The sequence below is a fragment of the Streptomyces sp. MH60 genome, assembly GCF_002939385.1.
GTDB lineage: Bacteria > Actinomycetota > Actinomycetes > Streptomycetales > Streptomycetaceae > Streptomyces.
In genome coordinates this window covers 113,086-139,603 of sequence record NZ_MULI01000001.1, presented here as the reverse complement: position 1 = coordinate 139,603, position 26,518 = coordinate 113,086, and the positions used below count along the sequence as shown (strand labels likewise).

The 26,518-nt window shown below is 72.9% G+C and carries 26 protein-coding genes; 17 read left to right on the top strand and 9 right to left on the bottom strand.

The window, feature by feature from the left end; genetic code table 11:
- Positions 1 to 17: 17 nt before the first annotated feature.
- The gene (locus tag BZZ08_RS00605) at positions 18 to 878 is read right to left on the bottom strand and encodes a PP2C family protein-serine/threonine phosphatase (RefSeq protein ID WP_104630118.1); all 861 of its coding nucleotides are present in this window, start codon (positions 876 to 878) and stop codon (positions 18 to 20) included.
- A gap of 198 nt (positions 879 to 1,076) precedes the next feature.
- Here BZZ08_RS00605 and BZZ08_RS00600 point away from each other — a divergent pair, with 198 nt between their 5' ends.
- The 8 genes from BZZ08_RS00600 to BZZ08_RS00565 all read left to right on the top strand — a co-directional run bounded on the left by BZZ08_RS00600 (position 1,077) and on the right by BZZ08_RS00565 (position 11,443).
- Positions 1,077 to 1,976 (top strand): NAD-dependent protein deacetylase, encoded by a 900-nt coding sequence (locus BZZ08_RS00600; RefSeq protein WP_104630117.1) that lies wholly within the window; start codon positions 1,077 to 1,079, stop codon positions 1,974 to 1,976.
- A 141-nt stretch (positions 1,977 to 2,117) separates the two neighbouring features.
- Positions 2,118 to 3,407 (top strand): ABC transporter substrate-binding protein, encoded by a 1,290-nt coding sequence (locus BZZ08_RS00595; protein ID WP_104630116.1) that lies wholly within the window; start codon positions 2,118 to 2,120, stop codon positions 3,405 to 3,407.
- Between the two features lie 82 nt (positions 3,408 to 3,489).
- The gene (locus tag BZZ08_RS00590; RefSeq protein ID WP_104630115.1) at positions 3,490 to 4,431 is read left to right on the top strand and encodes a carbohydrate ABC transporter permease; all 942 of its coding nucleotides are present in this window, start codon (positions 3,490 to 3,492) and stop codon (positions 4,429 to 4,431) included.
- 14 nt (positions 4,432 to 4,445) lie between these two features.
- The gene (locus tag BZZ08_RS00585) at positions 4,446 to 5,273 is read left to right on the top strand and encodes a carbohydrate ABC transporter permease (RefSeq protein ID WP_059296537.1); all 828 of its coding nucleotides are present in this window, start codon (positions 4,446 to 4,448) and stop codon (positions 5,271 to 5,273) included.
- On the top strand, positions 5,270 to 6,313 hold the full coding sequence (locus BZZ08_RS00580) for a LacI family DNA-binding transcriptional regulator (protein ID WP_104630114.1): 1,044 nt from the start codon (positions 5,270 to 5,272) through the stop codon (positions 6,311 to 6,313). The genes BZZ08_RS00585 and BZZ08_RS00580 overlap by 4 nt, the downstream gene beginning before the upstream one ends.
- Positions 6,314 to 6,389: 76 nt before the next feature.
- Complete coding sequence (locus BZZ08_RS00575; RefSeq protein WP_104630113.1) at positions 6,390 to 8,324, top strand: glycoside hydrolase 5 family protein; 1,935 nt, start codon at positions 6,390 to 6,392, stop codon at positions 8,322 to 8,324.
- Positions 8,321 to 10,609 carry a glycoside hydrolase family 3 N-terminal domain-containing protein gene (locus tag BZZ08_RS00570; RefSeq protein ID WP_104630112.1) on the top strand — a complete coding sequence of 763 codons (2,289 nt, stop codon included), beginning with the start codon at positions 8,321 to 8,323 and terminating at the stop codon, positions 10,607 to 10,609. Before BZZ08_RS00575 ends, BZZ08_RS00570 begins: the two co-directional genes overlap by 4 nt.
- A 15-nt stretch (positions 10,610 to 10,624) precedes the next feature.
- Positions 10,625 to 11,443 (top strand): siderophore-interacting protein, encoded by an 819-nt coding sequence (locus BZZ08_RS00565; protein ID WP_198601198.1) that lies wholly within the window; start codon positions 10,625 to 10,627, stop codon positions 11,441 to 11,443.
- 15 nt (positions 11,444 to 11,458) lie between these two features.
- Here the strand turns inward: BZZ08_RS00565 and BZZ08_RS00560 are convergent, their stop codons facing one another.
- Positions 11,459 to 11,968, bottom strand: coding sequence for a CGNR zinc finger domain-containing protein (locus tag BZZ08_RS00560; protein ID WP_104630343.1), 510 nt, complete (start codon positions 11,966 to 11,968; stop codon positions 11,459 to 11,461).
- A 134-nt stretch (positions 11,969 to 12,102) separates the two neighbouring features.
- Between BZZ08_RS00560 and BZZ08_RS00555 the strand changes: the two genes are divergently transcribed.
- On the top strand, positions 12,103 to 12,972 hold the full coding sequence (locus BZZ08_RS00555; RefSeq protein WP_104630111.1) for an alpha/beta fold hydrolase: 870 nt from the start codon (positions 12,103 to 12,105) through the stop codon (positions 12,970 to 12,972).
- Positions 12,973 to 12,985: 13 nt separating this feature from the next.
- On the opposite strand, the gene BZZ08_RS00550 is transcribed toward BZZ08_RS00555, so the two are convergent.
- On the bottom strand, positions 12,986 to 13,915 hold the full coding sequence (locus BZZ08_RS00550; protein WP_104630110.1) for a ketopantoate reductase family protein: 930 nt from the start codon (positions 13,913 to 13,915) through the stop codon (positions 12,986 to 12,988).
- Between the two features lie 46 nt (positions 13,916 to 13,961).
- Here BZZ08_RS00550 and BZZ08_RS00545 point away from each other — a divergent pair, with 46 nt between their 5' ends.
- Positions 13,962 to 14,573: a CGNR zinc finger domain-containing protein gene (locus BZZ08_RS00545; RefSeq protein ID WP_104630109.1), complete on the top strand. Its 612-nt coding sequence runs from the start codon at positions 13,962 to 13,964 to the stop codon at positions 14,571 to 14,573.
- Positions 14,574 to 14,597: 24 nt separating this feature from the next.
- Here BZZ08_RS00545 and BZZ08_RS00540 read toward each other — a convergent pair whose 3' ends face one another.
- Positions 14,598 to 15,428 (bottom strand): alpha/beta fold hydrolase, encoded by an 831-nt coding sequence (locus BZZ08_RS00540; RefSeq protein WP_104630108.1) that lies wholly within the window; start codon positions 15,426 to 15,428, stop codon positions 14,598 to 14,600.
- Positions 15,429 to 15,555: 127 nt separating this feature from the next.
- Between BZZ08_RS00540 and BZZ08_RS00535 the strand changes: the two genes are divergently transcribed.
- On the top strand, positions 15,556 to 16,521 hold the full coding sequence (locus BZZ08_RS00535) for a GlxA family transcriptional regulator (protein WP_241965299.1): 966 nt from the start codon (positions 15,556 to 15,558) through the stop codon (positions 16,519 to 16,521).
- A gap of 100 nt (positions 16,522 to 16,621) precedes the next feature.
- The gene (locus tag BZZ08_RS00530) at positions 16,622 to 17,260 is read left to right on the top strand and encodes an HD domain-containing protein (protein WP_104630106.1); all 639 of its coding nucleotides are present in this window, start codon (positions 16,622 to 16,624) and stop codon (positions 17,258 to 17,260) included.
- A gap of 16 nt (positions 17,261 to 17,276) precedes the next feature.
- On the opposite strand, the gene BZZ08_RS00525 is transcribed toward BZZ08_RS00530, so the two are convergent.
- Positions 17,277 to 18,254 (bottom strand): pirin family protein, encoded by a 978-nt coding sequence (locus tag BZZ08_RS00525; RefSeq protein ID WP_104630105.1) that lies wholly within the window; start codon positions 18,252 to 18,254, stop codon positions 17,277 to 17,279.
- Positions 18,255 to 18,354: 100 nt separating this feature from the next.
- Between BZZ08_RS00525 and BZZ08_RS00520 the strand changes: the two genes are divergently transcribed.
- From BZZ08_RS00520 to BZZ08_RS00510, 3 genes are all read left to right on the top strand, one after another.
- Positions 18,355 to 18,867: a carboxymuconolactone decarboxylase family protein gene (locus BZZ08_RS00520; RefSeq protein ID WP_104630104.1), complete on the top strand. Its 513-nt coding sequence runs from the start codon at positions 18,355 to 18,357 to the stop codon at positions 18,865 to 18,867.
- Between the two features lie 98 nt (positions 18,868 to 18,965).
- Positions 18,966 to 19,802, top strand: coding sequence for an alpha/beta fold hydrolase (locus BZZ08_RS00515; RefSeq protein ID WP_198601196.1), 837 nt, complete (start codon positions 18,966 to 18,968; stop codon positions 19,800 to 19,802).
- A gap of 105 nt (positions 19,803 to 19,907) precedes the next feature.
- The gene (locus BZZ08_RS00510) at positions 19,908 to 20,765 is read left to right on the top strand and encodes a helix-turn-helix domain-containing protein (RefSeq protein WP_241965329.1); all 858 of its coding nucleotides are present in this window, start codon (positions 19,908 to 19,910) and stop codon (positions 20,763 to 20,765) included.
- A gap of 171 nt (positions 20,766 to 20,936) precedes the next feature.
- Here the strand turns inward: BZZ08_RS00510 and aztD are convergent, their stop codons facing one another.
- From aztD to aztB, 4 genes are read right to left on the bottom strand one after another with little or no spacing between them, the layout of a single operon-like run.
- A complete protein-coding gene (gene aztD, locus BZZ08_RS00505) occupies positions 20,937 to 22,139 on the bottom strand; it encodes a zinc metallochaperone AztD (protein ID WP_104630101.1) in 1,203 nt (400 codons plus the stop codon).
- Positions 22,136 to 23,125, bottom strand: a complete 990-nt coding sequence (gene aztC / locus BZZ08_RS00500; RefSeq protein ID WP_104630100.1) for a zinc ABC transporter substrate-binding protein AztC — start codon at positions 23,123 to 23,125, stop codon at positions 22,136 to 22,138. Before aztC ends, aztD begins: the two co-directional genes overlap by 4 nt.
- Entirely contained in the window at positions 23,122 to 24,366 is a 1,245-nt protein-coding gene (locus BZZ08_RS00495; protein ID WP_104630099.1) for a hypothetical protein, read from the bottom strand. The genes aztC and BZZ08_RS00495 overlap by 4 nt, the downstream gene beginning before the upstream one ends.
- Before the next feature lie 15 nt (positions 24,367 to 24,381).
- Complete coding sequence (aztB, locus tag BZZ08_RS00490; RefSeq protein ID WP_104630098.1) at positions 24,382 to 25,233, bottom strand: zinc ABC transporter permease AztB; 852 nt, start codon at positions 25,231 to 25,233, stop codon at positions 24,382 to 24,384.
- A 15-nt stretch (positions 25,234 to 25,248) separates the two neighbouring features.
- Between aztB and aztA the strand changes: the two genes are divergently transcribed.
- Positions 25,249 to 26,007: a zinc ABC transporter ATP-binding protein AztA gene (gene aztA, locus BZZ08_RS00485; protein WP_104630097.1), complete on the top strand. Its 759-nt coding sequence runs from the start codon at positions 25,249 to 25,251 to the stop codon at positions 26,005 to 26,007.
- Between the two features lie 86 nt (positions 26,008 to 26,093).
- The gene (locus BZZ08_RS00480) at positions 26,094 to 26,486 is read left to right on the top strand and encodes a VOC family protein (RefSeq protein WP_104630096.1); all 393 of its coding nucleotides are present in this window, start codon (positions 26,094 to 26,096) and stop codon (positions 26,484 to 26,486) included.
- The last annotated feature ends 32 nt before the right edge of the window (positions 26,487 to 26,518 follow it).

Sequence of the window (26,518 nt, the reverse complement as noted above, 5' to 3'; positions counted from 1 at the left end):
ACACCGGTGCGGCCGGGTCAGCGAGGTGAGAGGCGCACCGTCCCGCCCTCCGGCGTAACGCCCCGCCCGTCATGGCCGACGACGAGCACGGCCGCGTCGTCCTCGTGTCCGATCAGCTCGGCGTTCTTGAGCACGGCGGCCGCCAGCGCGTGCGCCTCCATGCCGACGGCGGCGGCGAGGCTCGCCAGCCGCACCACCCGTTCCAGACCCTCGTCCACGTTCAGCGACGGTCCCTCCACCACACCGTCCGTGACCAGGACGAACACCCCACCGGTGCCGAGCCGGTACCGGGTCACCGGGTAGTCGGTGCCCTCCAGGACGCCCAGCGGAGGTCCGCCCTCGTCCCGGCAGACCTCCGCCCTGCCGTCCGCCGTGGCCCGGACGCAGGGGACGTGGCCGGCCCGGGCGCTCTCCAGCAGGCCGGTCGCCGGGTCGTAGCGCATGAAGGTGCAGGTGGCGAACAGGTCCTTGTTGAGGGAGAGGACCAGTTCGTTCGTGCAGGCGAGGAGGTCACCGGGTTCGCTGGTCACCGAGGCGAGCGCCCGCAGGCCGACCCGGACCTGGCCCATGAAGGCCGCCGCGTCGATGGCGTGCCCCTGGACGTCTCCGACGGAGAGGCCGATACGGCCGTCGGGGAGGGTGAAGGCGTCGTACCAGTCGCCGCCCACGTTGAGTCCGGCGTACGCGGGTGAGTAGCACGCGGCCAGGTGGATGCCGGGTACGACGGGCAGGTCCGCGGGGAGCATGTCGCGCTGCAGGGCGATCGCCAGCTCCACCTGCGACCGCCGCAGCTCGGCCAGCTCCTTCGCCTGGGTGGTCAGCGAGGCCAGCCGGGCGAGCAGCTCTTCACCGTCAGGTGCGGGATGCTTGCGGAACATCGACCACTCCCCGCCAGGCCGCCCCCCGGAAGGAGCCTCTCGGCCCCCTGGACAGTGCAAGTCTGTCACCCGGGACGGAAAAGGTCATGCGGGAGGCCACGGGGACGCCCCGCCGGGCAGCGCGCCCCCTGGCAGCAGGCGACCCACGGGCTCGCCCCGCCCCGCCGGAAAGCGCGGCGGGTTCCGTACCCTTGCCGCATGCGCATGCGGCCCACTTTGAGCTGGACCCCGGGAGCGGACCTGCCGCCGGGCACCACCGACCTGGCACCCGTCGCCGAGGCGCTGCGCGCCGGGGGTGCGCTGGTGCTCAGCGGGGCGGGCATCTCCACGGAGTCGGGCATCCCCGACTACCGGGGCGAGGGCGGGAGCCTGAGCCGGCACACGCCGATGACCTACCAGGACTTCACCGGCTCGCCCGAGGCCCGCCGCCGGTACTGGGCGCGCAGCCACCTCGGCTGGCGCACCTTCGGCCGCGCCCGCCCCAACGCGGGACACCGGTCGGTGGCGGCGTTCGGGCGGCACGGTCTGCTCACCGGCGTGATCACCCAGAACGTCGACGGACTGCACCAGGCCGCGGGCAGCGAGGGCGTCGTGGAGCTCCACGGCAGCCTGGACCGGGTCGTCTGCCTGACCTGCGGCGACCTCAGCCCGCGCCGCGAACTCGCCCGGCGCCTGGAGGAGGCCAACGCGGGCTTCGCGCCGGTGGCCGCCGGCATCAACCCGGACGGCGACGCCGACCTCACCGACGAGCAGGTCGGGGACTTCCGGGTGGTGCCCTGCACGGTCTGCGGCGGCATCCTCAAACCGGACGTGGTGTTCTTCGGCGAGAACGTGCCGCCGGAGCGCGTCGAGCGCTGCCGCGAGCTGGTGCGCGGGGCGTCCTCGCTGCTGGTCCTCGGCTCCTCGCTGACGGTGATGTCCGGGCTCCGCTTCGTCCGCCAGGCAGCCGACGCGGGCAAGCCGGTCCTGATCGTCAACCGCGACGTCACCCGCGGCGACCGGCTGGCCGTCACCCGGGTCGCGCTCCCGCTGGGACCGGCCCTGACGACCGTGACCGACCGGCTCGGCGTCTCCGTGGAGGCCGCGGCGACGGCCTGACCAGGCAACCCGGGTCCAGCGGGGAGCGGAATCTCCCCGCGCCACCCCCTTGACCGTGGTCCCCGCACTCCATACAGTCCTCGCACCTCACGAGGTACATCGATTAACCAATCGTTAACCGCTTGGTTGGAGACCACCCCTGTGCGCTCATCGCTGACGCGGCGCGAACTGCTCGCCGCCGGTTCCGGTCTGGCCGCGGCCGCTGCCCTGCCCGCTCTGTCCGGCTGCTCGTCGTTGGCGTCGGCGGACTCCGACCCGGACACCCTCGTCGTCCACACCCAGCTCGGCACCACCGCGCCGGGCTCCCCCACGTATCTCGCGGCCGTGGACCGCTTCCGCGAGGAGAACCCGGGGGTGAAGGTCAAGAACCTCGTCAACGGCGACGACCTCGCCCAGGTCTACGAGACCTCACGGCTGGCCCGCAAGGAGGCCGACGTCGTGATGGTCAACCTCTACGACAAGACGCTGGCCTGGACGGACGTCGGCGCGACCGTCGACGTCAAGGCCTACCTCGACGACTGGGGGCTGCGCGGGCGCGTCCTGCCCGCCGCGCTGGCCGACTGGACCGACGACGCGGGCCGGGTCCGGGCCTTCCCCTACTTCGCCACGAACTGGCCCGTGGCCTACAACCGCGCCCTGCTCGACCGGGCCGGGGTCGACGCGATCCCCATCACCGGGGACCAGCTGATCGCCGCTGCCCGCAAACTGCGCGCCAAGGGCATCGCCCCGGTGACGGTGGGCGGCAACGACTGGACCGGCCAGAAGCTGCTGGCGCAGATCATCCAGACCTTCCTCTCCCAGGACGAGGCCCGGCACGTCTACACCACCGGTGACTTCGGCGGGCGCGGCGCACGCCTGGGCATCGAGTACTTCACGCACCTGCGGGACGCCGGTGTGTTCGCGGACAAGGCCCAGGGCCTCACCTCCGACTCGATGACCACGCAGTTCAACACCGAGGAGGCGGCCGTGCAGTCGGCGATGTCCTCCGCCCTGGCCAAGGTGCCCGAGAAGGTGGCCCGGCACACGGAGGTCGGCGGCTGGCCGCTGGCCGACGGGGCGGCGCACGACGGTCCCACCGTCATCCGCGCCTACACCCTCATCGGCTTCTGGATCAGCCCCAACGGCGTCCGCAAGATCGAGCACGTCGAGAAGTTCCTGAGGTTCATGTACCGCCCGGACATCGTGGCGCGGTTCGTGACGGAGAGCGGCCGGGACATGGCCCTGCGCACGGACGCCGTCTCCACCGGCTTCCCGCTGGTCGGGGCGGCCCAGCGGCTCGGCTCCGAGGTGAGCCAGGTCCTGCTGCCCGACGTGTACGTGCCGCCCGCCGCCGCGCAGTCGCTGATCACGGCGACCAGCACGTCGTTCACCCGGGGCACCAGCCCGGCCCGGGTGCGCGCCGCCCTCGAGTCCGCGTACCGGTCCGCATGAGCGGCCCGGACACCCCCGGCTGCGCCGTCCGGTTCCCCCTCGTCCCCCTCCCCCGTTCCACCCGTTCTCCGGGAGTCACCGCATGACGACGCTCACCACGACGCCGGACGGGAGCGCGGCCCCGAGGTCCGCCCCGCCCGCCTCTCCCGTCCCGGCCGCGCGCCGGCCCCGGCAGGGCGGCACCGTCCTCGCGGTGCCCGCGCTGGTGTGGTACCTGGTCTTCATGGTCGGGCCGCTGCTCGCCATCTTCGTGATCGCGGCCCTGCGCTGGCCGGGCATGCTCCAGCCGGTCTCGTTCGCCGGTCTCGACAACGCCCGGGTGGTGCTGGACGACCCGGTGTTCTGGGACGCGGTCCGCAACACCGCCGTGCAACTGGCCGTCGCCGTCCCGGTGATGATCGTCTGCGCGTACATGCTGGGGTACTACGTGGCCCAGCGGCCGCCCGGTCACCGGGTCATCCGGTATCTGCTCTTCATCCCGGGGCTGATCTCGACCCCCGCGAAGGCGATGGTCTTCTACGCGGCCCTGTCACCGGACGGCCTGCTCAACGGCGGGCTGGAGAGCGTCGGCCTCGGCTCCCTCGCCGACGCCTGGCTGGCGTCGCCTTCCACGGCCCTGGCGTGTCTGATCGCCCTGGACATCTGGGCCGGCATCGGCTTCACCGCCGTACTGTTCGCCGCGCGGCTGGGCAGTGTGCCGGACGAGCTGGGGGAGGCCGCGCAGCTGGACGGGGCGGGGCACTGGCGGACGATGTGGTCGGTCCACTTCCCCGTCATCCGCGACTACGTCGGCGTGGTGACGATGCTGCAGTTCCTGTGGACGCTGTTCGGCTCCGCGCAGCACGTGCTGCTGCTCACCCAGGGCGGTCCGGGCACGTCGTCCACCACGCTGTCGTTCCTCGTCTACCAGAAGGCGTTCATCGCCGCCGACCTCGGCTACAGCCAGACCGTCGGCGTCCTCCTCTTCCTCGTCGGACTCGTCGGGCTGCTGACGATCCGCCGTGTCTTCCGCCAGAACTACTGATCGGAGCAGCACTGATGAAGCTCGGCAAACGCTGGCTCCCGGCCCACATCCTGGTGTGGACGTACGCGGTGCTGCTCGTCGTCCCGCTGTACTACTTCCTCGCCTCGGCGTTCAAGTCGAACGACGAGATCTTCGCGCACCCCTTCGCCCCGCCGTCCTCCCTGGGGCTCGGCAACTTCCGCACCGCGTTCGAGAGCGCCGACCTCGGGCTGGCGGTCGTCAACTCGGCGCTGGTGACGGTGTTCTCGCTGGCGCTCACGCTGCTGCTGGCGATCCCGGCCTCGTTCGCGCTGGCGCGTTCGACGGGACGGCTGGCGGGCGTGGTCGAGAAGGTCTTCTCGCTGGGCTTCCTGATCCCGACGTTCGCGGCGCTCTTCCCCACCTTCCTCCTGGCGGCGGCCACCGGACTGTTCCACACCCGCGTCTTCATGGTGCTGTTCCTCCCGGCTACGGCGCTGCCGCTGTCGGTGGTGATCCTGGTGCAGTTCATGCGCACCATCCCACCGGAGATGGAGGAGGCCGCCCGGCTGGACGGGGCGTCCACCTTCGCGGTGCTGCGGCACGTGTACACGCCGATGTGCCTGCCGGGCATCGCCACCGTGCTGCTGCTGAACTTCCTGACCTTCTGGAACGAGTACCTCTACTCGCTGGTCATCATCGGCCCCGACCCGGCGCAGCGCACGGTCCAGGTGGCCCTGCCCACGCTGAAGTCGATCACCGGCACGGACTACGGCGTGCTGACGGCGGGCACGGTGCTGACCCTGGTGCCGGTGTGGCTGGTCTACACCCTGCTCCAGAAGCGCATGCAGCAGGCCCTGGTCAGCGGGGCGGTGAAGATGTGAGCGTCTCCACCGAGCGGTCGGGACGCCGGCCCACCATCAAGGCGGTCGCCGCGGCGGCCGGGGTGTCGACGGCCGCCGTGTCCCAGGCCTTCAACCACAAGGGCCGGCTCTCCGAGGCGACCCGCCGCCGGATCCTCGACACCGCGCTGGAGCTGGGCTGGTCGCCGAGTGCCTCCGCCGCGGCGCTGCGCAACGCGCGGACCCGCAGTCTGGCCCTGGTGGTACGGCGCCCCACGGACGTGCTGGGCTCCGACCCGCACTTCAGTGAGCTGATCACCGGCATAGAGGGCGAGTTGGCGCCGCGCGGTTACGGTCTGCTGCTGCACCTGGTCAGCGGCCACCGCGAGGAGAACGCGCTGTACGAGCGGCTCGCGGCCGAGGGCCGGGTGGACGGCGCCGTACTCACCGACGCCCGCGACGACGACGCCCGGCCCGCGCTGCTCGCCCGCCTCGGACTGCCCGCCGTACTGCTCGGTTCGCCCGACGACACGGCCGTCGTCCCGCGCGTCGGACTGCGCGACCAGGGCGCGGGGATCGCCGAGGCCGTCACGCACCTGCTGGGCCTCGGTCACCGGCGCGTCGCCTACGTCAGCGGGCCGCCCGAGCTCCAGCACACCCGCGTGCGCCGGGCGGCCTTCGAGGGGGCCCTGCGCGCGGCGGGGCTGCGCCCGTTCGCGGTGCTGCCCACCGACTTCAGCGAGCGGCGCGCCGTCGGTGCCACCGAGGCGCTCCTCGACTCCGCCGACCGCCCCACGGCGATCGTGTACGCCAACGACTCGATGGCGGTCTGCGGCATCGGCACCGCGCAGCGCGCCGGGCTGGTCGTGCCCCGGGACGTGTCCGTCGTCGGCTACGACAACCTGCCGCTCGGCTCCTGGCTCCACCCGCGGCTGACCACGGTCGACCAGCAGGTGCAGCGGGTGGGCGCGGCCGCCGCGCGCATGCTCCTCGCCCTGTGCGGCGAGGAGGTCGAGGACACCGCCCTCGCCGAACGGCCCCGCCTGGTCGTACGCGAGTCCACGGGCCCCGCCCTCCCCTGACCACCACCCCCGGCCGCGGCGCCCTCCGCACACCACGGCCACGCTCCCTCCGCACCCCCACCACCCGAGAAGGACCATGCGACGCCACAGCGCCCAGCTCACCCACCGGACCGACGTACTGCCCTGGCTCGGCGCCAACTTCTGGTCCCGCACCGGCGGCCCGCTGATGTGGCGGGACTACGACCCGAAGACCGTCCGCGAGGAACTCCGGGTGCTCGCCGACCACGGCCTCAACACCACCCGGTCCTTCTTCTACTGGCCGGACTTCCACCCGGAGCCCGACCGCATCGACGACGAACTGTGCGCGCGTTTCGAGGACTTCCTCGACGCGCACACGGAAACGGGCATGGGGACCATACCCACCTTCATCGTCGGCCACATGTCCGGCGAGAACTGGGACCCCGCCTGGCGCGGCAACCGTGACCTGTACGAGGACGTGTGGATGGTCGGACGCCAGGCGTGGTTCGTCTCCCGCATGGCGCGCCGCTTCAAGGACCACCCGGCGGTCACGGGCTGGCTGATCACCAACGAGATGCCGGGGTACGGGCGGATCTACCAGGTCGACCCGCCGTCCTCGGACGTGGTGACCGCGTGGGCGCAGGCGATGTGCAACGCGGTGCGGGCGACGGGCGCGACGCAGCCGGTGTCGCTGGGCGACGGGGCGTGGGGCATCGAGGTCACCGGCCGCGACAACGGCTTCTCGCTGCGGGAGACGGCCGAGTACGTCGACTTCGTGGGCCCGCACGTGTACCGCTCGGACACCGACCGGCCGCGGCAGCACTACCGTGCCGCCTTCGAGTGCGAGCTGGCCTCGGTGACCGGACAGCCCGTCGTCCTGGAGGAGTTCGGGCTGTCCACCGACACGGTCTCGGCCGCCAACGCGGGGATCTTCTACCGGCAGACCCTGCACAACTCGCTGCTGGGCGGGGCGACCGGCTGGCTCGCCTGGAACAACACCGACTACGACGACCTGTGGGACCGGTCCCCCTACGACCACCACCCCTTCGAGATGCACTTCGGCATCACCGACTCCGCCGGGGCGCCCAAGGAGCCGCTGCTGGAACTGGCCGCCTTCGCCGAGGTGTTGAAGGCGGTGGACTTCCGGCGCTGCTCCCGCACGGACGCGGACGCCGCCCTGGTCGTCCCCGCCTTCCTCGAACGGGGCTATCCCTACAGCCGCCCCGCCGACCGGCCGCTCATCTTCACGTCCCTGCACCAGGGTTACGTCACCGCGCGCGCCGCCGACCTGCCGGTGGCCCTGACCCGCGAGGCCGACGGACTGCCGGGCGAGGCGTCGCTCTACCTGCTCCCCGCCACCCGGCAGCTCACCACCCGCACCCGCAGGGAGCTGGCCCGCCGGGCCGCCGAGGGCGCCACCGTGTACCTGTCCTTCTGCTCCGGCGAGCACCCGGCCACCCGCGGCCCCTGGTTCGACGACCTCGACGGCCTCTTCGGCGTGGAGCTGCAACTGTCGTACGGCGTCGCCGAGCCGATCGAGGACGACGTGCTGGAGATGACGTTCACGGAGGACTTCGGCGACCTGCGGGCCGGCGAGGTGCTGCGTTTCCCGGTCGCGGGGAACGAGGACAGCCGCGCCTATCTGCCCGTCGAACCGCGTGCGGGCCGGGTCGTCGCGGTGGACGCCCACGGGCGGCCGGCCCTGATCGTCCACGAGACGGGGGTGGGCCGGACGGTGCTGGCCACGTATCCGCTGGAGCACATGGCGGCCCGCACCGCACGCGTCAACCCCGATGTCACGCAGCGCCTCTACGCGGCCCTGGCACAGGTGGCGGGCGTGCGGCGGCCCGTCACGGTCGCCGATCCGCATGTGTCGGCGGACGTCCTCGTCCACGCCGACGGCCGCCGTTTCGTGTGGCTGGTCAGCCAGAGTCCGCAGCGGCTCGTGGTCCGTCCGGCCGCCGAGGGGACGCTGCACGGCCTGGCCGACGGCACCCCGGTGGAGGACGTGGCGCTCGACGCGTACGGCGTAGCGGTGCTGGAGCTGCGATGACCCCGCCCCGCTACCGTGATCCCGCCGCGCCGGTGCCGGACCGCGTCCGCGACCTGCTGGGCCGCATGACCCTCGCGGAGAAGGTGGGTCAGCTCAACCAGCGCATGTACGGCTGGGACGCCTACGAACGCGCCGGGGAGGGGCACCGCCTCACCGACGCCTTCCGCGCGGAGGTGGCCGCCTTCGACGGCATGGGCGCGCTGTACGGGCTCCAGCGGGCCGACGCCTGGTCCGGCGTCGGCTTCGCGGACGGCCTCGACGCCCGGGACGGGGCGCGCACGGCGGCGGCGGTGCAGCGGTACGTCATGGACCACACCCGGCTGGGCATCCCCGTCCTGCTGGTGGAGGAGATGCCGCACGGCCACCAGGCGCTGGACGGCACGGTCCTCCCGGTCAACCTCGCGGTCGGCGCCACCTGGGACCCGGAGCTGTACGCGGACGCGGTGGCCGGTGCGGCCGCCGAACTCCGCGCGCGGGGCGCGCACATCGCGCTGGTGTCGGCACTCGACCTGGTGCGTGATCCGCGCTGGGGGCGCAGCGAGGAGTGCTTCGCCGAGGACCCGTACCTCGCCGCGCGGATGACCGGGGCGCTCGTCGAGGGCGCGCGGCGGGCGGGGGTGGCCGTGGTCCTCAAGCACTTCGCCGGGCAGGGTGCCACGGTCGGCGGCCGCAACAGCGCGGCGACGGAGCTGGGACCGCGCGAACTGCACGAGGTGCATCTGGCGGCGGCCCGGGCCGGGGTGGCGGCGGGAGCGGCCGGGGTGATGGCCGCCTACAACGAGTTCGACGGGTTGCCCTGCGTCGCGAACCGGTACCTGCTGACCGACCTGCTCCGTACGGAGTGGGGGTTCGAGGGCGTGGTCATGGCGGACGGCACCGCGGTGGACCGGCTGGTGCGGCTGACCGGCGATCCGGTGTCGGCGGGGGCGCTGGCCCTGAACGCCGGCTGCGATCTGAGCCTGTGGGACGACTCCTTCACCCGGCTGGGCGAGGCGGTGGAACGCGGGCTGGTGTCCGAGTCGGCGCTGGACGCCTCGGTGGCGCGGGTCCTCGCGCTGAAGTTCCGCCTGGGCCTGTTCGAACAGCCCCTGCCGCCGGCCCGGTCCGAGGCCGTGGGTCTGCCGGACCCCGCCGAGCTGGGCGAGCGCGTCGCGCGTGCGTCGGTGACCCTGCTCGCCCACGAGGGCGGTGTGCTCCCGCTGTCCCGTGCGGCGCGGCGGATCGCGGTCCTCGGCCCGAACGCCGACTCGCTGTCCCAGCAGATCGGCGACTACACGGCGCCGCAGCGGCCCGGTGCGGGGATCACCGTCCTGGAGGGCATCCGGGCGGCGGTCGCGCCCGGTACCGAGGTGGTGCACGGGCGGGGGTGCGGCCTGGTGGGTGACGAGGTGTCGGACGTGCCGGCGGCCGTCGGTCTGGCGGCCGGCTCCGACGTGGCCGTGCTGGTGCTGGGCGGCTCCAGTGCCCGCTCCGCGGACACGGTCTTCGACGCGAACGGGGCCGCCGTCACGGGCGCCGGAACGCCGTCCGGCATGACCTGCGGCGAGGGTGTCGACCTGGCGGACCTTGCGCTGCCGCCCGCGCAACGGGCCCTGCTGGCCGCGGTGTCGGCGACCGGGACCCCGGTCGTGGTGGTGCTGGTCCAGGGCCGACCGCACGCCCTGCCCGAGGTGGACGCGCCCGCGGCGGCGGTGCTGAGCGTCTGGTACCCGGGGCCGCGGGGCGGGCGTGCCGTGGCCGAGGTGCTGTTCGGCGACGCCGAGCCCCGCGGCCGGCTGCCGGTCTCCGTGCCCCGGTCGGCCGCCCAACTGCCCGTCCACTACAACGGCAAGGACCACCGCTACCGCGGTTACGTCGACCAGAGCGCCGGCCCGCGCCACGCCTTCGGGCACGGCCTGTCGTACACCAGCGTCGCGTACGGGGCGCCGAGACTGTCGCGCTCCCGGGTCGGTGCGGGCGCCCCGCGTCTGACCTGCCGGGTCACGGTCCGCAACACCGGGGCCCGGCCGGCCGAGGAGACGGTGCAGCTGTACGTGCGCCGGCTGTCCGGGGGCACGTCCTGGCCGCGGGTGCGCGAGCTGCGGGGCTTCGTCCGCCTGGACATCGCGCCCGGCGACGAGGCCGAGGCGGTCTTCGAGGTGGGCCCGGAGACGCTGGCCTCGGTGGGGCGCGACCTCCGGCTCGCCGTGGAGCCGGGGGTGGTCGAGCTGGAGACGGGCCCGTCGTCCGACCGGACGACGGGCGCCCGCCTGGAGATCACCGGCTCGGAATCGAACGCAACTTAGGATAGCCTTACCTTCATGGCGAAGGTTCGGCGGCTCACCCCCCAGCACCCGGAGATGTTCCGCGCCCGCGTGGTGCGGACCGAGCGGGTCTCCCCGTCCATGCAGCGCGTCACGGTCACCGGACCGGGGCTCGGCGGCTTTCCGTGGTTGGAATACGACCACTGGTTCCGCCTGTTCCTCCCGCTCCCCCACCAACGGGGCCTGCGCCTGCCGGAGTTCACCGGCTCGCAGTGGTGGCAGCCCTACCTCGCCATCGCGGAGGACGAGCGGCCGCACTGCGCCAACTACTCCGTGGCCGACTACCGCCGGACGACGGCCGAACTGGACATCGACTTCGTCGTGCACCGGGGCCCCACCGGCGAGGTCGAGGGCAGGGCCGCGCTCTGGGCCTGCGGTGCCCGGCCCGGGGACGCGCTCGCCCTGCTCGACCAGGGCATCCTGTTCGACTGCCCGCGGGACGCCTCCGAGGTCACCGTGGTGGCCGACGAGACCGGACTGCCCGCCACGGCGAGCATCATGCGCTCGCTCCCCCAGGGCACCGTGGGACGCCTCATCCAGGAGATCCCCACCGACGCCGACCGCCGCGAGCTGAACGCCCCGGCCGGTGTGACCGTCTCCTGGGTCGTACGGCGGGACAGCACCTCGGTTCCCGGCGCCGCCGCGCTGCGCGAGCTGCACCGGCTGACCCGCGCCGACGCGGCGGGATACGCCTTCGTCGTCGGCGAGTCGACCCTGGCCACCGAGGGCCGCAGGCACCTGCACCGCCTGGGACTGCCGAAGGAGCGCATCACCTTCTCGGGGTTCTGGAAGCACGAGGCGATGGCGGCGGCCTGACCCCGGCCGTACTCGCTACGCCTGGGCGCCCTTGACGCGCTGGTAGTGCCGTCGGGCCTTCATCCGGTTCCCGCACTCGGCCATGGAGCACCAGCGGGCGCTGTTGGGCTTGCTCCGGTCGAGCAGGAAGCGCCGGCAGTCCGGGTTGCCGCACGGCTTGAGCCGTCCCGGCCGGGTCGCCTCGACGTGCGCCCAGGTCAGCAGCAGTTCCACGGTCAGCCGGTGGGCGTCGGGGACCCGGAGGGTCCATTCCAGGCTGCCGCCCTCGAAGGCCGGCACCCTGCTGACACCGTCGAGGAACTCGCTCAGGCACTCGGGGTCCCGCCGCCCCCGGACGACGTCCTGGAGGACGTCCCGCGCGGCGACCAGGAAGGCGACCTCCTCGTCCGACCCGCTCCCGCCGTGGCCGCGCGCCCACGCGCGACCCTCCGCGGGCGTGCCCAGGGCGTCACTCACCGCGCCCCGCACGACGGGGGTCGTGTTGAGCAGTTCCAGGAGGACGTCCTCCGCGGCCGTGTCGGCCACCGCCTTCACCCCTAACCGTTTCGTCGACATTGGCAGGTTACAACACTCTTATCTAACCCCTTAAGTCCGCTTGACAGGTTATCCCAGGAGTGCTGGACTCTACCTAACCACCAAAGGCAACTTAAGGGGTTTCAATGAGTGTCGTCGTGCACCACAGGACCACTGCCGTCGACGGCCTGGACGTCTTCTACCGGGAGGCCGGTGACCCGCAGGCGCCCACCGTCGTGCTGCTGCACGGCTTCCCGACGAGCAGCCACATGTTCCGCGACCTGATCCCGAAGCTCGCCGACTCCTACCACGTGATCGCACCCGACATGATCGGCTTCGGATACTCGTCCATGCCCGCGGCAGACGCGTTCGACTACGGCTTCGACTCCCTCACGGACGTGACCGTCCGCCTCCTGGACCGGCTCGGTGTGGAGCGCTTCGCGGTGTACGTGCAGGACTACGGGGCACCGGTGGCATGGCGCATCGCCCTCCGGACCCCGCACCGCATCACCGCGATCGTCACGCAGAACGGCAACGGTTACACCGACGGCCTCGTCAAGGAGTTCTGGGACGGACTGTTCGCCTACACCGACGACCCGACCCCCGAGATGGAGGGTCCCGCCCGGGCCGCGCTGTCCCCCGAGGCGATCCGCTGGCAGTACCTGAACGGGGTCCCCGACCAGAGCCTCGTCAGCCCCGACGCCTGGACCCTCGACCAGGCCCTGCTCGACCGGCCCGGCAACGACGCCGTCCAGCTCGCGCTGTTCCGCGACTACCCGTCCAACGTCGCCCTCTACCCCCGGCTCCAGCAGTACTTCCGCGACACCCGGGTGCCGCTGCTGGCCGTGTGGGGCGCGAACGACGAGATCTTCGGCCCCGAGGGCGCCCACGCGTTCCGGCGCGACCTGCCGGACGCCGAGATCCACCTCCTGGACACCGGTCACTTCGCCCTGGAGACCCACCTGGAGGAGATCGCCGGGCACCTGCGGGACTTCCTCGCCCGGGCCGGGAAGTAGGGCGCCCCGGCGGTCAGGATCCGGCCGGCCGGCCCGGGACGTACGGCGCGAGGATGTCGGCCACCGTCCGGTTGCGCGGGACGGGGACGCCCAGCCGGTCGGCGAGGTCCACGACTCCCCCGCTGAGCCAGGGCAGTTCGAGGCGGTTGCCCTTCTCCAGGTCGTTGTGCATGGAGGAGGTCATGTCCGCGGGGAGCGTGTCGCAGAAGTCGAGCCGGTCCTCGGCGAAGCCGCTGTCCAACCGCACCCCCGACGCCCGCGCCACGGCCACCGTCTCGGCCATGACGTCGTACAGGAGCCGTCGGCTCCGCTCGTTGGCACGGACGACGCCGATCGGCCGGCGGACGGCCGTCGTGGTCGCCGACAGACCCACGAGGAACACGAACTTCTCCCAGATCACCCTCTCGATGTCGTCGCTCTCCTCGACATCGATCCCGGCGTCCCGGAACGCGGCGAGCACGCTCCGACTGGTCGCCGACCGGCCGGACCGGTAGGGGCCGAGGACGACCTTCTGCAAGGTGCTGTTGTGCCTGACCACCCCGGGTTCCTCGATGAAGGCGGAGATGAAGCAGACCCCGCCCAGGACCTGCTCGTCCGTCAGCCGACCGCGCAGGACGGCGTCCTTGTGCACCCCGTTCTGCAGTGACAGCACCGGAGCCCCGTGCGCCGCCGAGGACCGCAGCTGGTCGGCCACGGCCTCGGTGTCCCACAGTTTGACGGCGACGAGGACCAGATCGGTGGGGCCCAGCTCCGAGATGCTCCCCACCACGGAGTCGGGCGAGGTGCGCAACTCGCCCAGGGGGCTGTGGACGACCAGGCCGGTCCGGCGCACGGCCTCCAGGTGCGCACCGCGGGCCACGAAGGTGACCTCGTTCCCCGCGGCGGCCAGCCGGGCCCCGAAATAGCCTCCGACGCCGCCCGCCCCGATCACCGCGATACGCATGGCTCCGCCCCCTCTTGGTAACCGTTAGAACGGTTACCATCAAACCATGGATGCCGTGCGGCACGAGCCCCGCAGAAGAGTCACCGCGCAGGCGCGGGAACTTCGCTTCGACGCCGGAACCCTGTGCCTGGACCTGGTGGCCACCGTGGGCCGCAGGCCCGAGGCCCCCGTCGAGCGGATGGGCGACGCCTCACGCCTCCAAGCCTGGTGCCGGGGCGTCGGGGTGACGCTGGAGGACGGGTACGACCCCGAGGACGTCCTGCGCTCGCTCCACGCGCTGCGGGCGGCCGCCCACGACATCGCCTCCGGCGCCGTCGACGCGCACCGGCCGCGGCAGCAGTCGGTCGACCTGGTCAACCTTCTGGCCAGGACCGAACCCCCGGCACCCCGTCTGGAGTTGACGGCCGACGGCGCGTGGGCCCCGAAGGGAAGCCGGACGCTGACCAAAGAGGCCCTGCTGTCGCTGGTCGCGCGGGACCTGATCGACCTCATGACCGACGGCGCACGCCGGTCCCGGCTGACCGCCTGCGCCTCCGAGGCGTGCCGGATGCTCTGCCTCGACTCCGGTGCCGGACGGCCCCGGAAGTGGTGCTCCATGCGCCGCTGCGGCAACCAGGCCAAGGCGGCCGGCCACCGCCGGCGGGCATCGGCGCCCTGAGGGCGCCGCGCCGCCGCACCGGGGCTACGACTTCACGAAGGCCAGGAGGTCGGGGTTGAGGACCTCGGGATGGGTCGAGAGCATGCCGTGCGGAAGCCCTTCGTACGACTTCAGGGTGCCGTTCGCCAGGAGTTCGACCGACTTCGGTGCCGCGTCCGCGTAGGGCACCACCTGGTCGTCCGTTCCGTGCGCGACGAGGACCGGGACGTCGATCCGCTTGAGGTCCTCGGTGAAGTCGGTCTCCGAGAACGCCGCGATGCACTCGTAGTGGGCGTTGGCCGCGCCCATCATCCCCTGCAGCCACCAGTGATAGATCAGTCCCTGGGAGACCGTCGCGCCCTCCCGGTTGAAGCCGTAGAAGGGACCGGACGCCACGTCGATGTAGAACTGCGCGCGATTGGCGGCGAGGGCCGCGCGGAACTCGTCGAAGACCTCGATCGGCAGGCCCTCGGGGTTGGCCTCGGACTTCACCATCACCGGGGGGACGGCGCTGACGAGCACGGCCTTGGCCACCCGGCCCGGCTCGGCGCGCGCCACGTAGCGCGCGACCTCGCCGCCGCCGGTGGAGTGCCCGATGTGCACGGCGTCCCGCAGGTCCAGGGCCTCGGTCAGCGCCGCGACGTCCGCGGCGTAGGTGTCCATGTCGTGGCCGGTGGACGGCTGGTCCGAGCGTCCGTGGCCACGGCGGTCGTGGGCGATCACGCGACAGCCGTGGGAGAGGAAGAACAGCATCTGGTTGTCCCAGTCGTCGGCACTGAGTGGCCAGCCGTGGTGGAAGACGACCGGCAGGCCGTCGCGCGGGCCCCAGTCCTTGTAGAAGATGTTCGTGCCGTCGGTGGTGGTGACCGTGCCCATGGCTGATCCTTCCGCGTGTACGACGTGTACGACTGATCCCCGCCAGCCACGTTACGCCGATAACCGGCATACCTCATTTTTCACTCATACTGACCAGATCGCGAGGGACCGGATGACGGAGGAAGCCATGGCAGCGGGGCGGCACGGGGTGGGCTTCCTGGTGTTCGACGGCATGAAGCTGCTCGACCTGTCGGGACCGGCGGAGGTCTTCGGCGAGGCCAACCGGTTCGGCGCCGACTACCGGCTGGGCATCGTCTCCGCGGACGGGTCGCCGGTGTCCTCGTCCATCGGCATGCGCGTCACGGCGGACACGGACGCGCGGGCCGCCGCCTACGACACGCTGGTCGTGGTCGGCGGCGACGCGTTGCCCGACGCCCCCGTGGACCCCGCTCTCCGCGCGGCCGCGAAGGCACTGGCGGGCCGGGCGGGGCGCGTCGCCTCGGTGTGCACCGGCGCCTTCGTCCTGGGCGCGGCCGGGCTGCTGGAGGGCAGACGCGCGACGACGCACTGGCAGCACACTTCGACGCTGGCCCGCCGCTGTCCGGCGACGCGGGTCGAGGCCGACGCGCTCTTCGTGCGGGACGGCAGCACCTACACGTCCGCCGGTGTGACCGCGGGCATCGACCTCGCCCTCGCCCTGGTGGAGGACGACCACGGTCCCGCCCTGGCCCGTGAGGTCGCCCGCTCGCTGGTGGTGTACATGCAGCGGGCCGGCGGCCAGTCGCAGTTCTCCGCCTCGCTCCAGGGCCCGGCTCCCCGCACGCCGGTGCTGCGGCTGGTCCAGGAGGCGGTGCAGGGCGACCCTGCGGCGGACCACGGCCTGGAGGCGCTCGCCGCCCGTGTGCGGGTCAGTCCGCGGCATCTGACGCGCATGTTCCGGGCCGAGCTGGACACGACGCCGATGAAGTACGTGGAGCTGATCCGCTTCGACATGGCCAAGGCCCTGCTCGACGCCGGGCTCAACGCCACGGAGGCCGCCACCCGATCGGGCTTTCCGAGCTACGAGAGTCTGCGCCGGGCCTTCTCCCGGCACCTCGGGCTGTCCCCCATCCGCTACCAGCAGCGTTTCGCCACCACCGCGCGGGAGTCATGACCGGTTCCGAGGGGTTCATGGCCATCGGGCAGCGGACGCGGCCCGGCCGTCCGGCGCAGGGTGGGACCGACACGACAGGCACCGTCCCGGGAGGACCACCATGGCCGAGACCATCGCCGGAATCGACATCCCCGACAGCTCGCTGGCGCGGGAGGCGACCGAACTCGTCCGCGACACCACACCGTCGCTGCTCTTCCACCACTCGCGCCGCGTCTACCTGTTCGGCAGTCTCCAGGCCGCCGCCCTCGGCCTGCGCCCGGACCCGGAACTGCTGTACGTCGCCGCGCTCTTCCACGACACCGGTCTGGTGCCGCCCTACCGCGGCGAGGACCAGCGCTTCGAGATGGACGGCGCGGACCAGGCGCGGGCGTTCCTGCTTGCCCACGGCGTCGCGGAGGCCGACGCGGGCACCGTGTGGACGGCCGTCGCACTGCACACCACGCCGGAGGTCCCCTACAAGCTGGCGCCGGAGATCGCGGCGACCACCGCGGGGGTCGAGACCGACGTGCTCGGTCTGAACCTGGCCCGCCTCACCCGGGCGGAGATCGACGCGGTCACCGCCGCCCACCCCCGCCCGGACTTCAAGAAGCAGATCCTCCAGGCGTTCACGGACGGGTTCCGGCACCGCCCGGACAGCACCTTCGGCACGGTGAACGCGGACGTCCTGGAGCACTTCGTGCCGGGCTTCCGGCGCACGGACTTCGTCGAGGTGATCGAGAACTCCGCCTGGCCGGAGTGACCCTTCCCCGGGGCTCCTAGGGCCGGGGGTTCCTGCGCGGGGAGAGGGTGGCGTTGGGGAGCACGGGCGCCGGAAGGCGGTCACCGGGGTAGCCGTCGACCCGGCCGAAGCGTCCGGAGTCGTTCTCCCAGTCCGCGCGGGCCCGCACGATCTCGTCGTGCGACCGTCCGACGAAGTTCCACCACATGACGATCTCCTCGGGGAAGGGAGGACCGCCCAGCACCAGCAGCCGGGCGGCCGCGGGCGCCTCGTTCGTCAGGGTGAGGGCCCGTCGTCCCGGTGCGGCGTACGCCAGTTCGGCGGGGCCCACGACCGTTCCGTCGAGGCGTACGTCGCCGCTGTCGACGAGGACGCCGTGCTCGAAGCCGGGGTCGACGTCGAGAACCACGGTGGCGCCCGGGTCCAGGGTCACCTCGGCACCGAGCAGGGGCGTGAAGGTGTCCACCGGCGAGGTGTCCCCGGCGAGCGAGCCGAGGAAGACGCGCGCCTCGCCGCCGTCCAGGGCGACCGGGGCGGGCACGTGGTGCTGGAAGTCCGGGGCGGTGTCGCGGTGCTCCGAGGGCAGCGCCACCCAGAGCTGGACGCCGTGCAGGACCGTGGTGTCCGGCGTGGACACCTCGGAGTGGCTGATGCCGTGGCCGCCCGTCATGAGGTTCACCTCACCGGGCCTGACGAACGCGTGGCTGCCCAGGCTGTCCCGGTGCTCGATCACCCCGCCGAACAGCCAGCTGACCGTCTGCAGGCCGATGTGCGGGTGGGGCGCGACGTTCATGCCGCCCGACTCCGGGACCGCGTCGGGGCCGTAGTGGTCGGCGAAGCACCAGGCGCCGATCAGCGTCCGGGCCCGTTGGGGCAGGGTGCGGCGCACCTTCATGGCGCGCGGACCGCCGAGCGGGACCTCCCGCGCGGTCAGGATCTCCACGCCGGCGGCGGGCGCTCCGTCCTCCGGCGCCCCGCACCTGACTTCGGCGGGATGCGCTTCCGTGTTGCTCACCGCTTCATCCTCCCACTCGGCCCTGAAAGTTTCACTTTCAACTTCTATGGTTCGATGATAGGACGTGACAAACGCCGGCGCGCAACGGAGGCACCCCGACATGACGCAGACGCCTGTACGCACCGAGGCAGACATCCCCAAAGGCGCTGACGAGCGGCGCGTGTTCATCGACAAGCAGAGCCCCGAGGCCTACACCGCACTGCGCGCCACGGCGGAGGCGGTCCGGGGGGTCGCCGACGCGGCCGGGCTGGACCGGACCCTCGTGGAACTGGTCAACATCCGCGTCTCGCAGCTCAACGCCTGCGCCTACTGCCTCAACGCGCACACCAGGGCCGCGTTGCGGGGCGGCGAGACGACCCAGCGGCTCGGGGTGCTGCCGGCCTGGCGCGACACCGAGCTGTTCTCGCCCGCGGAACGCGCCGCGCTCGCCCTCGCCGAGGCCACCACGCACCCCGCCGACGCGGGCGCGCAGAGCGCCGCGTACGCGCAGGCGCGGGGCGTCCTGTCGGACGACCAGATCTCCGCCGTGATCTGGGTGGCGATCAGCATCAACGCCTTCAACCGGCTCTCCGTCCTGAGCAAGCACCCGGTGCGCGGCGCCGCACGCGCCTGACCCTCGGTGCGCCCGACCGCCGGTGCCTGCGCCCCGTGCGACGGGTCCGGCGACATTCGTACAAGACCCGTGACCGGCACCGGGCGCACCCTTGCGGCATGAGTCAGTACGACGCCGATCTCTCGCACGGCATGCACGTGGTGCACGACGGCCCGCCGCAGGCGCCGCCCGTCCTGCTCATCCACGGTTCCGGTGCCTCGGGCGCCTCATGGGACCCGGTGGTCCCGGCGCTCGCCGAGCACCGTCACGTCCTGCGCGTCGACCTCCCGGGCTGCGGCAAGTCCCCGCCCGTCCCCGCCTACGACGTGCCGCGGCAGGCGGGCCGGGTGGCGGCGCTCCTGGACGACCTGGGCCTCGGGGCCGTGACGGTGGCCGGCCACTCCAGCGGCGGCTACGTCGCCACGGCGCTGGCCGAGCGGCGCCCCGACCTGGTCGGGGCGATCGCCCTGGTCAGTACGGGCCCGGGTCTGGACGCGCTCCTCCCTCAGCCGGTGATCCTCCGACTGCTGCTGGCCCCGCCCTTCGGCCCGCTGCTGTGGCCGCGGCGCACGGACGCGATGCTCCACAAGGCGATCGCCGCGACGGCCGCCGGTCCCGTGGACGTCCCGCAGGCGATGATCGACGACGTGCGGGACATCTCGTACCGCTCCTTCAGAACGGTGGCGCGCGGGAACACCGCCTATCTCGCCGAGCGCGGCGTGCCCGAGCGCCTCGCCGCCCTCACCGTCCCGGTGCTGGTGCTCTTCGGTGCCGCCGACCCGCGCTGGGATCCGTCGTCGGCGCACCGCTACGAAGCCGTGCCGAACGCGCGGCTCGAACTGCTGCCGGGCGTCGGACACCTGCCGCCCCTGGAAGCACCCGGGCCGACCGGCGAGTTGCTGCTCGGTTTCACCGCCCGGGACGCGGACCTCCCGGCCCTCGGCCCCGAGACCTAGACTGGTCGCGTGTTGTCCACCGAGACATCGACCGGGGCGCCGCCCGACTGGTCGATCGTGGACGTCGCGGTCCCGCGTCCCCCGGCCCGGCTCGCGGGAGTCGGCATGGCCGGGTTCAGTCAGCACGTGTCCGCCTTCGTGGACATGGCCATGGTCGCGCATCCGTCCGTCACCCTGCTCATCGACCTGAGCGACGGGGACGGCATCGTGTACGGCGCCCGGGGCCGGCACGGGCACGGCAGCTTCGTCGTCGGGCTCGCGCCCGGCGACCTCAGGGTGGCGGGCCGGGTGGGCGCGTGCCTGCAGATCCGGCTGGAACCTGCGGTGGCGGCCGCGGTGCTCGGCCCGTCGGCGGCGCTCGGCGGGAGGGTGGAGTCGTTCGAGGACGTCTGGGGCCGCGAGACGGAGCGGGTCAAGGACGCGTTGCGTGCCGCCGGATCGTGGGACGAGCGGTTCGCGCTCGCGGCGGACCTCCTCCGCCGACGCATGGCGGACCGGGCGCCGGTCGATCCTGAGGTCGCCCACACCTGGCGGACGACGCTCGCGGGCCGCGGGCGCGTACGGGTCGACGCTCTGGCCGAGCAGGTCGGCTGGAGCCGCAAGCGGCTGTCGGCCCGGTTCCACGCCCAGCTCGGCATCACACCCAAGCGGGCGGCCCGGCTGGTCCGGTTCGACCATGCCGCCCATCTGCTCGCGGGCGGACTGGCCCCGGCCTCCGTCGCCTTCGAGAGCGGCTACGTCGACCAGTCCCACCTGCACCGGGAGGTCAGGGCGTTCACCGGGCTGACCCCCACGGCCGTGGCCGGCGCACCGTGGCTCGCGATCGACGAGGTCGCGTGGCCGGGCTCGTCACCGGCGCGACCGATGGGCTCCACGGGGTCCGCGGGGGCCGCACCGCGTCGAATGGCACCTCCGGGCCGGGCGTGGAATCGTGGACGGACGGCATTCACGGATGCCCGCTGACCCGGACGCGCACGGAGCAGACGTCTTCCGAAGGAGGCACACATGTCCTCGAAACGACGCCGGAAGAAGAAGGCACGCCGCAACCACCCCGCCAACCACGGACGGCGGCCCCAGTCCTAGGGCACCCGTCCGGTACGTCCCCCCGGCCCGCGGGCCGGGGGGACGTGGCCGTCAGTGGCCCGCGACCGTTCCCGACAGCTCGTTGGTCCCCTTCGGCAGGGTGACCGAGGTGCGCTTCTCGCCGGTGTCGAGATCGATGGCGTGCACGGCCCTCTTCCCCGGTTCGGACACGTACGCGGTGTGGTCGCGGACGAACAGGGTGGGCCGCGCCTGCTGCCAGTCCAGGGGCTCCTGCCACTCCCCCACGGCCGGAATCCTCTTCCGCACCGTGCCCTTGTCCGGGTCGATGACGTGGAGGGCGCCGTCGGTCCCGAGGACCAGTGCCTCGCCGTGCGGTCCACGGGCGAGGGAGCGGAACGAGTAGCTGGTGCCCAGCTCCACCAGGCGGAGCTTCGCCGTCTCGGTGTCGATCAGGGACACGCGGGTGGGCCGCTCCAGCTCGGCGTCCGGGTCGGTCTTGTAGTCACCGAGGAGTACGGGGGACGCGTCGCTGCCCGCCTGGTTGCCGATCCGGCCGTAGTCGTCGGGGGCGTCGACCTTGGTGAACCGGCCGTCCTGGTAGATCAGGACGCCGTCCTCGCAGCCCAGGGCGACCGCCTCGCCCCGGGCGGCTGCCTCCCCGTGCACGCCCGGGCAGTTCTCGTCGCGGGCGATCTCCTTGTTGTCCTGGTCCAGGACCAGGGCACCGGTCCGCTTCTCCTCGTCCCCGAGAGTGGTGAGGAGTCGCCCGTCGCTCAGTTCGACGGCGACGCCGTGGTGGGCCCGCGCGGACGTGTAGGTGCGTCCGTCCGGCTTCCCGCCGGCGCCCAGGTCGCCCGGTTCGAAGACGTTGACCTCGCCGGTGCCGTCGGTGAAGAGCACCGTCTTCCCGGCATGGCGGACGACATGGCCGGGCTTCGCGCCCTTGTACTCGACGCCCGTGAGGGTCTGTCCGGTGGCGTTCAGGAGGCGGAAGCCGCTGTCGGTGGAGACGACCACGTGGTCGTCGTCCCCCGCGGGGTTGACGCGGTTGAAGCCGGGCAGGTCGATGGTGCTGGTGAGTTCGAGGGTCTTGCCGTCGAGGACGTACAGGCCGCCGTCGAAGGTGGCGACCAGCGGGTCCCGCACCGAGGCCGTGGGCGTGGCGCCCCCGGCGTCCTGGGACGTGGCGTCGGACGAGGAGGTGTCGTCTCCTCCGCACGCGGTCAGGACCGTGGACACCGCGAGGGCGAGTGCCGTCCCGGTGAGGGCCCTGGTGCGTATGGACGTGTTCAACTGTGCGTTCCTTTCGGGCTGCCGACGGCCAGTCCGTCGGTCATGGCGGTGGTGTTGGCGCGCATCATCCGCAGATAGGTGGCGGCGCCCTCGTTCTCGGCGGTCAGGGACTCGGAGTACAGCTCCACGACCCGCACCCCGCCGCCGAGTTCGGTGCGCAGGACCTCGGCGAGCCGCTTGGGCTGCGAGGAGTCGGCGAACACCGTCCGGACCCCGGCCTTCTCCATGGCCCGGGTCAGCGAGCGCAGGTCGGAGGAGCTGGGGGAGGCCAGCGTCGTGCCGCTGGGGATCACGGCGCCGATGACGCGGAAGCCGAAGCGGTCGGCGAGGTAGCCGAAGACGTGGTGGTTGGTCACCAGGCTGCGCCGGTCCTCGGGCACCCGGTCGAAGGACTGCTCCATGAAGGCGGTGAGGTCCTCCAGTTGCTCGTCGTAGCGGGCGGCGTTGGCCCGGACCGCCGCGTCGTCCACGCCCTTCACGTGCTCGCTCACGCGGTCGGCGATGAGGCGGGCGGCCGTGCGCACGCGGTCGGGGTCGGTCCAGAAGTGCGGGTCGGGCTGCCCCGACTCCCCCTCGGGTCCGCCGTCTGCCCCGGTGCGGAAGGTGAGGGGGTCGACGGCCCTGCCGGCCTCGAAGGTCGCCACTCCCGCCTCGCGGGCGGCGGCCACGTGCCGCAGGACGTTCTCCTCCAGGCCGAGACCGTTGAAGACCACGAGGTCCGCGCGCTCCAACTGGGCGGCCTGCACGGCCGACAGCCCGAAGGAGTGCGGGTCCGCGTCGGGCTTCATGAGGACCGTGACCTCGGCCTGGTCGCCGACGACCTGGCGGGTGATGTCGCCCAGGATGTTGGTGGTCACGACGACGCGGGGCTGTTCCTCCGTGCCGGTGCAGGCCGTGGCGGTGGCGGCCGCGACGAGGGCGAGCAGGCCCATCAGGAGGCGGCGCAGCCGTGCGACCCGGATCCGTGCGCGCGTCGTCGCCCTCATCGGCCGGTCTCCGCCATCAGGCCGGGTGCGATGTCGAGGCCGAAGGAGCGCGCGACGCGCAGGTCGTCGTTGTAGTCGATCTCGTACACGCGTCTGCCGGTGCGGTCGTTGACGTAGGCGCGACTGCGGTCGACCTCGACGACGGGTGCGCCCGCGCCGGTGGCCGCCTTCCCGGCTCCGGTCAGGAGGGGCTCGGTGCGGGCCGTGTGCCTGCCGGTGGCGATGTCGTAGCCGTGCAGGGCGCCGTCGGTCTCCAGGACGAGGAGCGGAGAGCCCTCCCCGGCGGTGTTGGCCGCCAGGACCGGCCCGGTCCTCACCCGGGTCCAGGCGCGGTCGGTCACGTCCAGCACCCACACGGCCCGCTCGCCGGCGGGCGCCGTCAGGGTGTCGCTGCCGGCCCGGTGGCGGAAGGCCGTCGCCCGTTCCTTCTCGGGCACGTCCTGTCCGTACGGGATCCGCTCGGCCGTGAACGCCCCGTCCTCGGCGCTCACGAGCAGGGCCCCGTCGGCGCACCCCAGGACGACGCCGCGGCGGGTGACGGCGTCGCCCCGGGGCCGCTCGCACGTCGCGTCCGGCGAGGCGACGGGGCTGCCCTCGCGGTCGTACACCGTGACCTCGGCGGAGTCGTCGTCGCCGGTGAGCGCGACCAGGTGTTCAGCGTACGGGACGACGGCGCCGGCGTGCACCCCGGCGAGCGTCCGGGCGGGCCCGGCCTCGCCCTCCTCCAGGGCCGTCCGGTCGTACAGCGTCGTCCGGCCGTCCCGGTCGGTCGCCGCGGTCACCGTGGCGTCGCTGCGGATCTCGGCGTCGCGGCCGGCCGGGAGGCCGCCGACGTCGCGTATCGCCGCCCGGTAGTAGTGCGCGTGGTCGCCGTGGTCCACCATCCAGGCACCGCCGTCGACGACGTGCACACCGTGGTCGGTGTGGAAGAAGCCGAAGCGGCCGTCGGTGCTCAACCCGGCGGCACCGGTCACCGGCGCGGTCTCGTGCACCTTGCCGGTGACGAGGTCGAGCACTCGGCTCGCGCCGGTGCCGGGGTCGCCGAGGAGCAGCCGGGACTGTTCCTCGGCCGCTTCCCGCGCTCCTTCGACGTAGCCGTGCGGGGTGGCGGACGACTCGGTCGCCGCCGGCTCCGGTCCGTCGTCCGCCCGCCCCGAACAGCCCGTGGCGAGCAGCGCGGCGGTGAGGACGAGCGCGGTCGGGAGCCGACGCGTGGTGTTTGTGCGGATGGTGGGGTCCATCGCCTCGGATTTCCTTCAGTCGACTGTCGGGACGGGGGCGGCGGGGCGGGCACGCAGGTGCCGCAGGCCGGACGCCGCGTGGGAGAGGAAGAACAGGGCCACCGCCACGGCCGAGACGGTCGCACCGGCGGCGGTGCTCAGATGCCAGGACAGGAGCAGCCCGGCGAACGTGGCGGTGACGCCCAGGAGTGCCGCGAGGACCATGACGCCGCGCACGCCGCGCGCCCAGGGCAGGGCCGCGGCCGGCGGTGCGATGAGCAGGCCGAGGACGAGCAGGGTGCCGACGATGTGGAACGAGGCCACGATCGCGAGGCCCAGCAGGACCAGCAGCACCGCGTGGGCGAGCCGGGGACGCAGGCCCAGGGTGTGGGCCTTGCGCGGGTCGAACGCGAGGACGAGGAAGGCCCGGTGACCGAGCACGGCGACGAGCAGGGCCACCAGCAGTGCGGCGCCCAGCAGCAGCAGGTCCTGTTCGCGGACGGCGAGGACGTCACCGAAGAGGAAGCCGGTCAGGTCCACCGCGAAGGACTGCGACCGCGACACGATGATCACGCCGAGCGAGAGCATGCCGACGAAGAGCAGCCCTATGCCGGTGTCCTGGGAGAGCCGCGGCGTGCGGCCGAGCACGGTGACACCGGCCGCCATGACGGCCGCGCTCGCCACCGCTCCCAGCAGCAGGTTGCCGCCGGACAGCGCCGCCAGCGCGACCCCGGGCAACAGCCCGTGGGACATGGCGTCACCGAGGAAGGCCATCCCCCTGAGCACGACCCAGGTGCCGGCCAGCGCGCAGATGGCGGACACCAGGATGCCGCCCCACAGGGCTCGTTGTACAAAGGTCACTTCGAACGGGGCCGTCAACCAGTCCATGCGGAGGACACTACAATGAAAATCATGTTCAACAAATCCCGTCCTTCGCCCTCCGCCACTCCGGGGCGGACGTCGCACGCCCGGCTGACCGGGCTCTGCGCCGGCTATCCGGGGCGACCCGTACTGCGGCAACTCACGTGCGAAATACCGGCGTTGGCCGTCACGGCGCTCGTCGGCCCGAACGGCAGCGGCAAGTCGACGCTGCTCGGCGTGCTGGCCGGTGTGATCCGTCCGACATCGGGAGACCTCCACCGGAACGGCGAGCGGCCGCCCGCCTTCGTGCCGCAGCGGGGCGCCGTCGCGGACGCCCTGCCCCTGACCGTCCGGCAGGCCGTGGAGATGGGGCGGTGGGGTGAGCGCGGGCCGTGGCGCCGGCTGAACCGCCGGGACCACCTGGTCGTGGACTCGGCGCTCGACCGGCTCGGCGTCGCCGACCTCGCCCCGCGTCAGCTCGGGGAGCTGTCGGGCGGTCAGCGACAGCGCGCGCTCATCGCCCAGGGTCTCGCCCAGCAGTCCGACCTGCTCCTCCTGGACGAACCGACCACCGGCCTGGACCCGGAGGCCCGGGAGCGCATCACCGCGCTCCTGGCGGAGCTGGTCTCCGACGGCGTGACGGTCGTCCACGCCACGCACGACCTGGCGGCCGCACGCTCCGCCGAGGCCTGCCTCCTGCTGCGCGAGGGCGGGCTGGCGGGACACGGCCACCCCGGCCGCGTACTCACCACCTCGGCCCTGGCCGAGGTCTGGGCCGTTGCCGGACACGCGGGCCCTTGATAGGCAGGTGGTGTCCCGGAGGGTTTCGGCCCGCCCGAGCACCTCGTGACCCGACGGCCCGGAACCCACGCACCGGAGATGACCCCATGAAGATCCACCTCACCAGCGTCTTCGTCGACGACCAGGCGCATGCCCTGCGCTTCTACACCGAGGCGCTGGGCTTCCTGAAGAAGCACGACGTGCCGGTGGGGGCGGGCGGGGACCGGTGGCTGACCGTGGTCTCGCCCGAGGCCCCCGACGGGACCGAGCTGCTGCTCGAGCCCTCCGCCCATCCCGCGGTGCGGCCGTACCGGACGGCGCTGGCCGAGGACGGCATCCCGGCCGCGTCCTTCGCCGTGGACGACGTACGGGCCGAGTACGACAGGCTGCGCGGTCTCGGGGTGCACTTCGCCCAGGAGCCGCTGGAGATGGGCGCGGTCACCACGGCTGTCCTCGACGACACCTGCGGCAACCTGATCCAGATCATGCAGGTCCAGTAGCGTCCGTCCAGGCGGTCGGTCGCCTCCAGGAG

Bases quoted from the DNA above. Each gene is read 5' to 3' on its own strand.
- BZZ08_RS00590 (WP_104630115.1), top strand. From the start codon at position 3,490: ATGACGACGCTCACCACGACGCCGGACGGGAGCGCGGCCCCGAGGTCC.
- BZZ08_RS00600 (WP_104630117.1), top strand. From the start codon at position 1,077: ATGCGCATGCGGCCCACTTTGAGCTGGACCCCGGGAGCGGACCTGCCG.
- BZZ08_RS00520 (WP_104630104.1), top strand. From the start codon at position 18,355: ATGACGCAGACGCCTGTACGCACCGAGGCAGACATCCCCAAAGGCGCT.
- BZZ08_RS00585 (WP_059296537.1), top strand. From the start codon at position 4,446: ATGAAGCTCGGCAAACGCTGGCTCCCGGCCCACATCCTGGTGTGGACG.
- BZZ08_RS00535 (WP_241965299.1), top strand. From the start codon at position 15,556: ATGGCAGCGGGGCGGCACGGGGTGGGCTTCCTGGTGTTCGACGGCATG.
- BZZ08_RS00570 (WP_104630112.1), top strand. From the start codon at position 8,321: ATGACCCCGCCCCGCTACCGTGATCCCGCCGCGCCGGTGCCGGACCGC.
- BZZ08_RS00550 (WP_104630110.1), bottom strand. From the start codon at position 13,915: ATGCGTATCGCGGTGATCGGGGCGGGCGGCGTCGGAGGCTATTTCGGG.
- BZZ08_RS00605 (WP_104630118.1), bottom strand. From the start codon at position 878: ATGTTCCGCAAGCATCCCGCACCTGACGGTGAAGAGCTGCTCGCCCGG.
- aztB (WP_104630098.1), bottom strand. From the start codon at position 25,233: ATGGACTGGTTGACGGCCCCGTTCGAAGTGACCTTTGTACAACGAGCC.
- BZZ08_RS00530 (WP_104630106.1), top strand. From the start codon at position 16,622: ATGGCCGAGACCATCGCCGGAATCGACATCCCCGACAGCTCGCTGGCG.
- aztC (WP_104630100.1), bottom strand. From the start codon at position 23,125: ATGAGGGCGACGACGCGCGCACGGATCCGGGTCGCACGGCTGCGCCGC.
- BZZ08_RS00480 (WP_104630096.1), top strand. From the start codon at position 26,094: ATGAAGATCCACCTCACCAGCGTCTTCGTCGACGACCAGGCGCATGCC.
- BZZ08_RS00515 (WP_198601196.1), top strand. From the start codon at position 18,966: ATGAGTCAGTACGACGCCGATCTCTCGCACGGCATGCACGTGGTGCAC.
- BZZ08_RS00540 (WP_104630108.1), bottom strand. From the start codon at position 15,428: ATGGGCACGGTCACCACCACCGACGGCACGAACATCTTCTACAAGGAC.
- BZZ08_RS00545 (WP_104630109.1), top strand. From the start codon at position 13,962: ATGGATGCCGTGCGGCACGAGCCCCGCAGAAGAGTCACCGCGCAGGCG.
- BZZ08_RS00555 (WP_104630111.1), top strand. From the start codon at position 12,103: ATGAGTGTCGTCGTGCACCACAGGACCACTGCCGTCGACGGCCTGGAC.
- BZZ08_RS00575 (WP_104630113.1), top strand. From the start codon at position 6,390: ATGCGACGCCACAGCGCCCAGCTCACCCACCGGACCGACGTACTGCCC.
- BZZ08_RS00510 (WP_241965329.1), top strand. From the start codon at position 19,908: ATGGCCGGGTTCAGTCAGCACGTGTCCGCCTTCGTGGACATGGCCATG.
- BZZ08_RS00565 (WP_198601198.1), top strand. From the start codon at position 10,625: ATGGCGAAGGTTCGGCGGCTCACCCCCCAGCACCCGGAGATGTTCCGC.
- aztA (WP_104630097.1), top strand. From the start codon at position 25,249: ATGAAAATCATGTTCAACAAATCCCGTCCTTCGCCCTCCGCCACTCCG.
- BZZ08_RS00495 (WP_104630099.1), bottom strand. From the start codon at position 24,366: ATGGACCCCACCATCCGCACAAACACCACGCGTCGGCTCCCGACCGCG.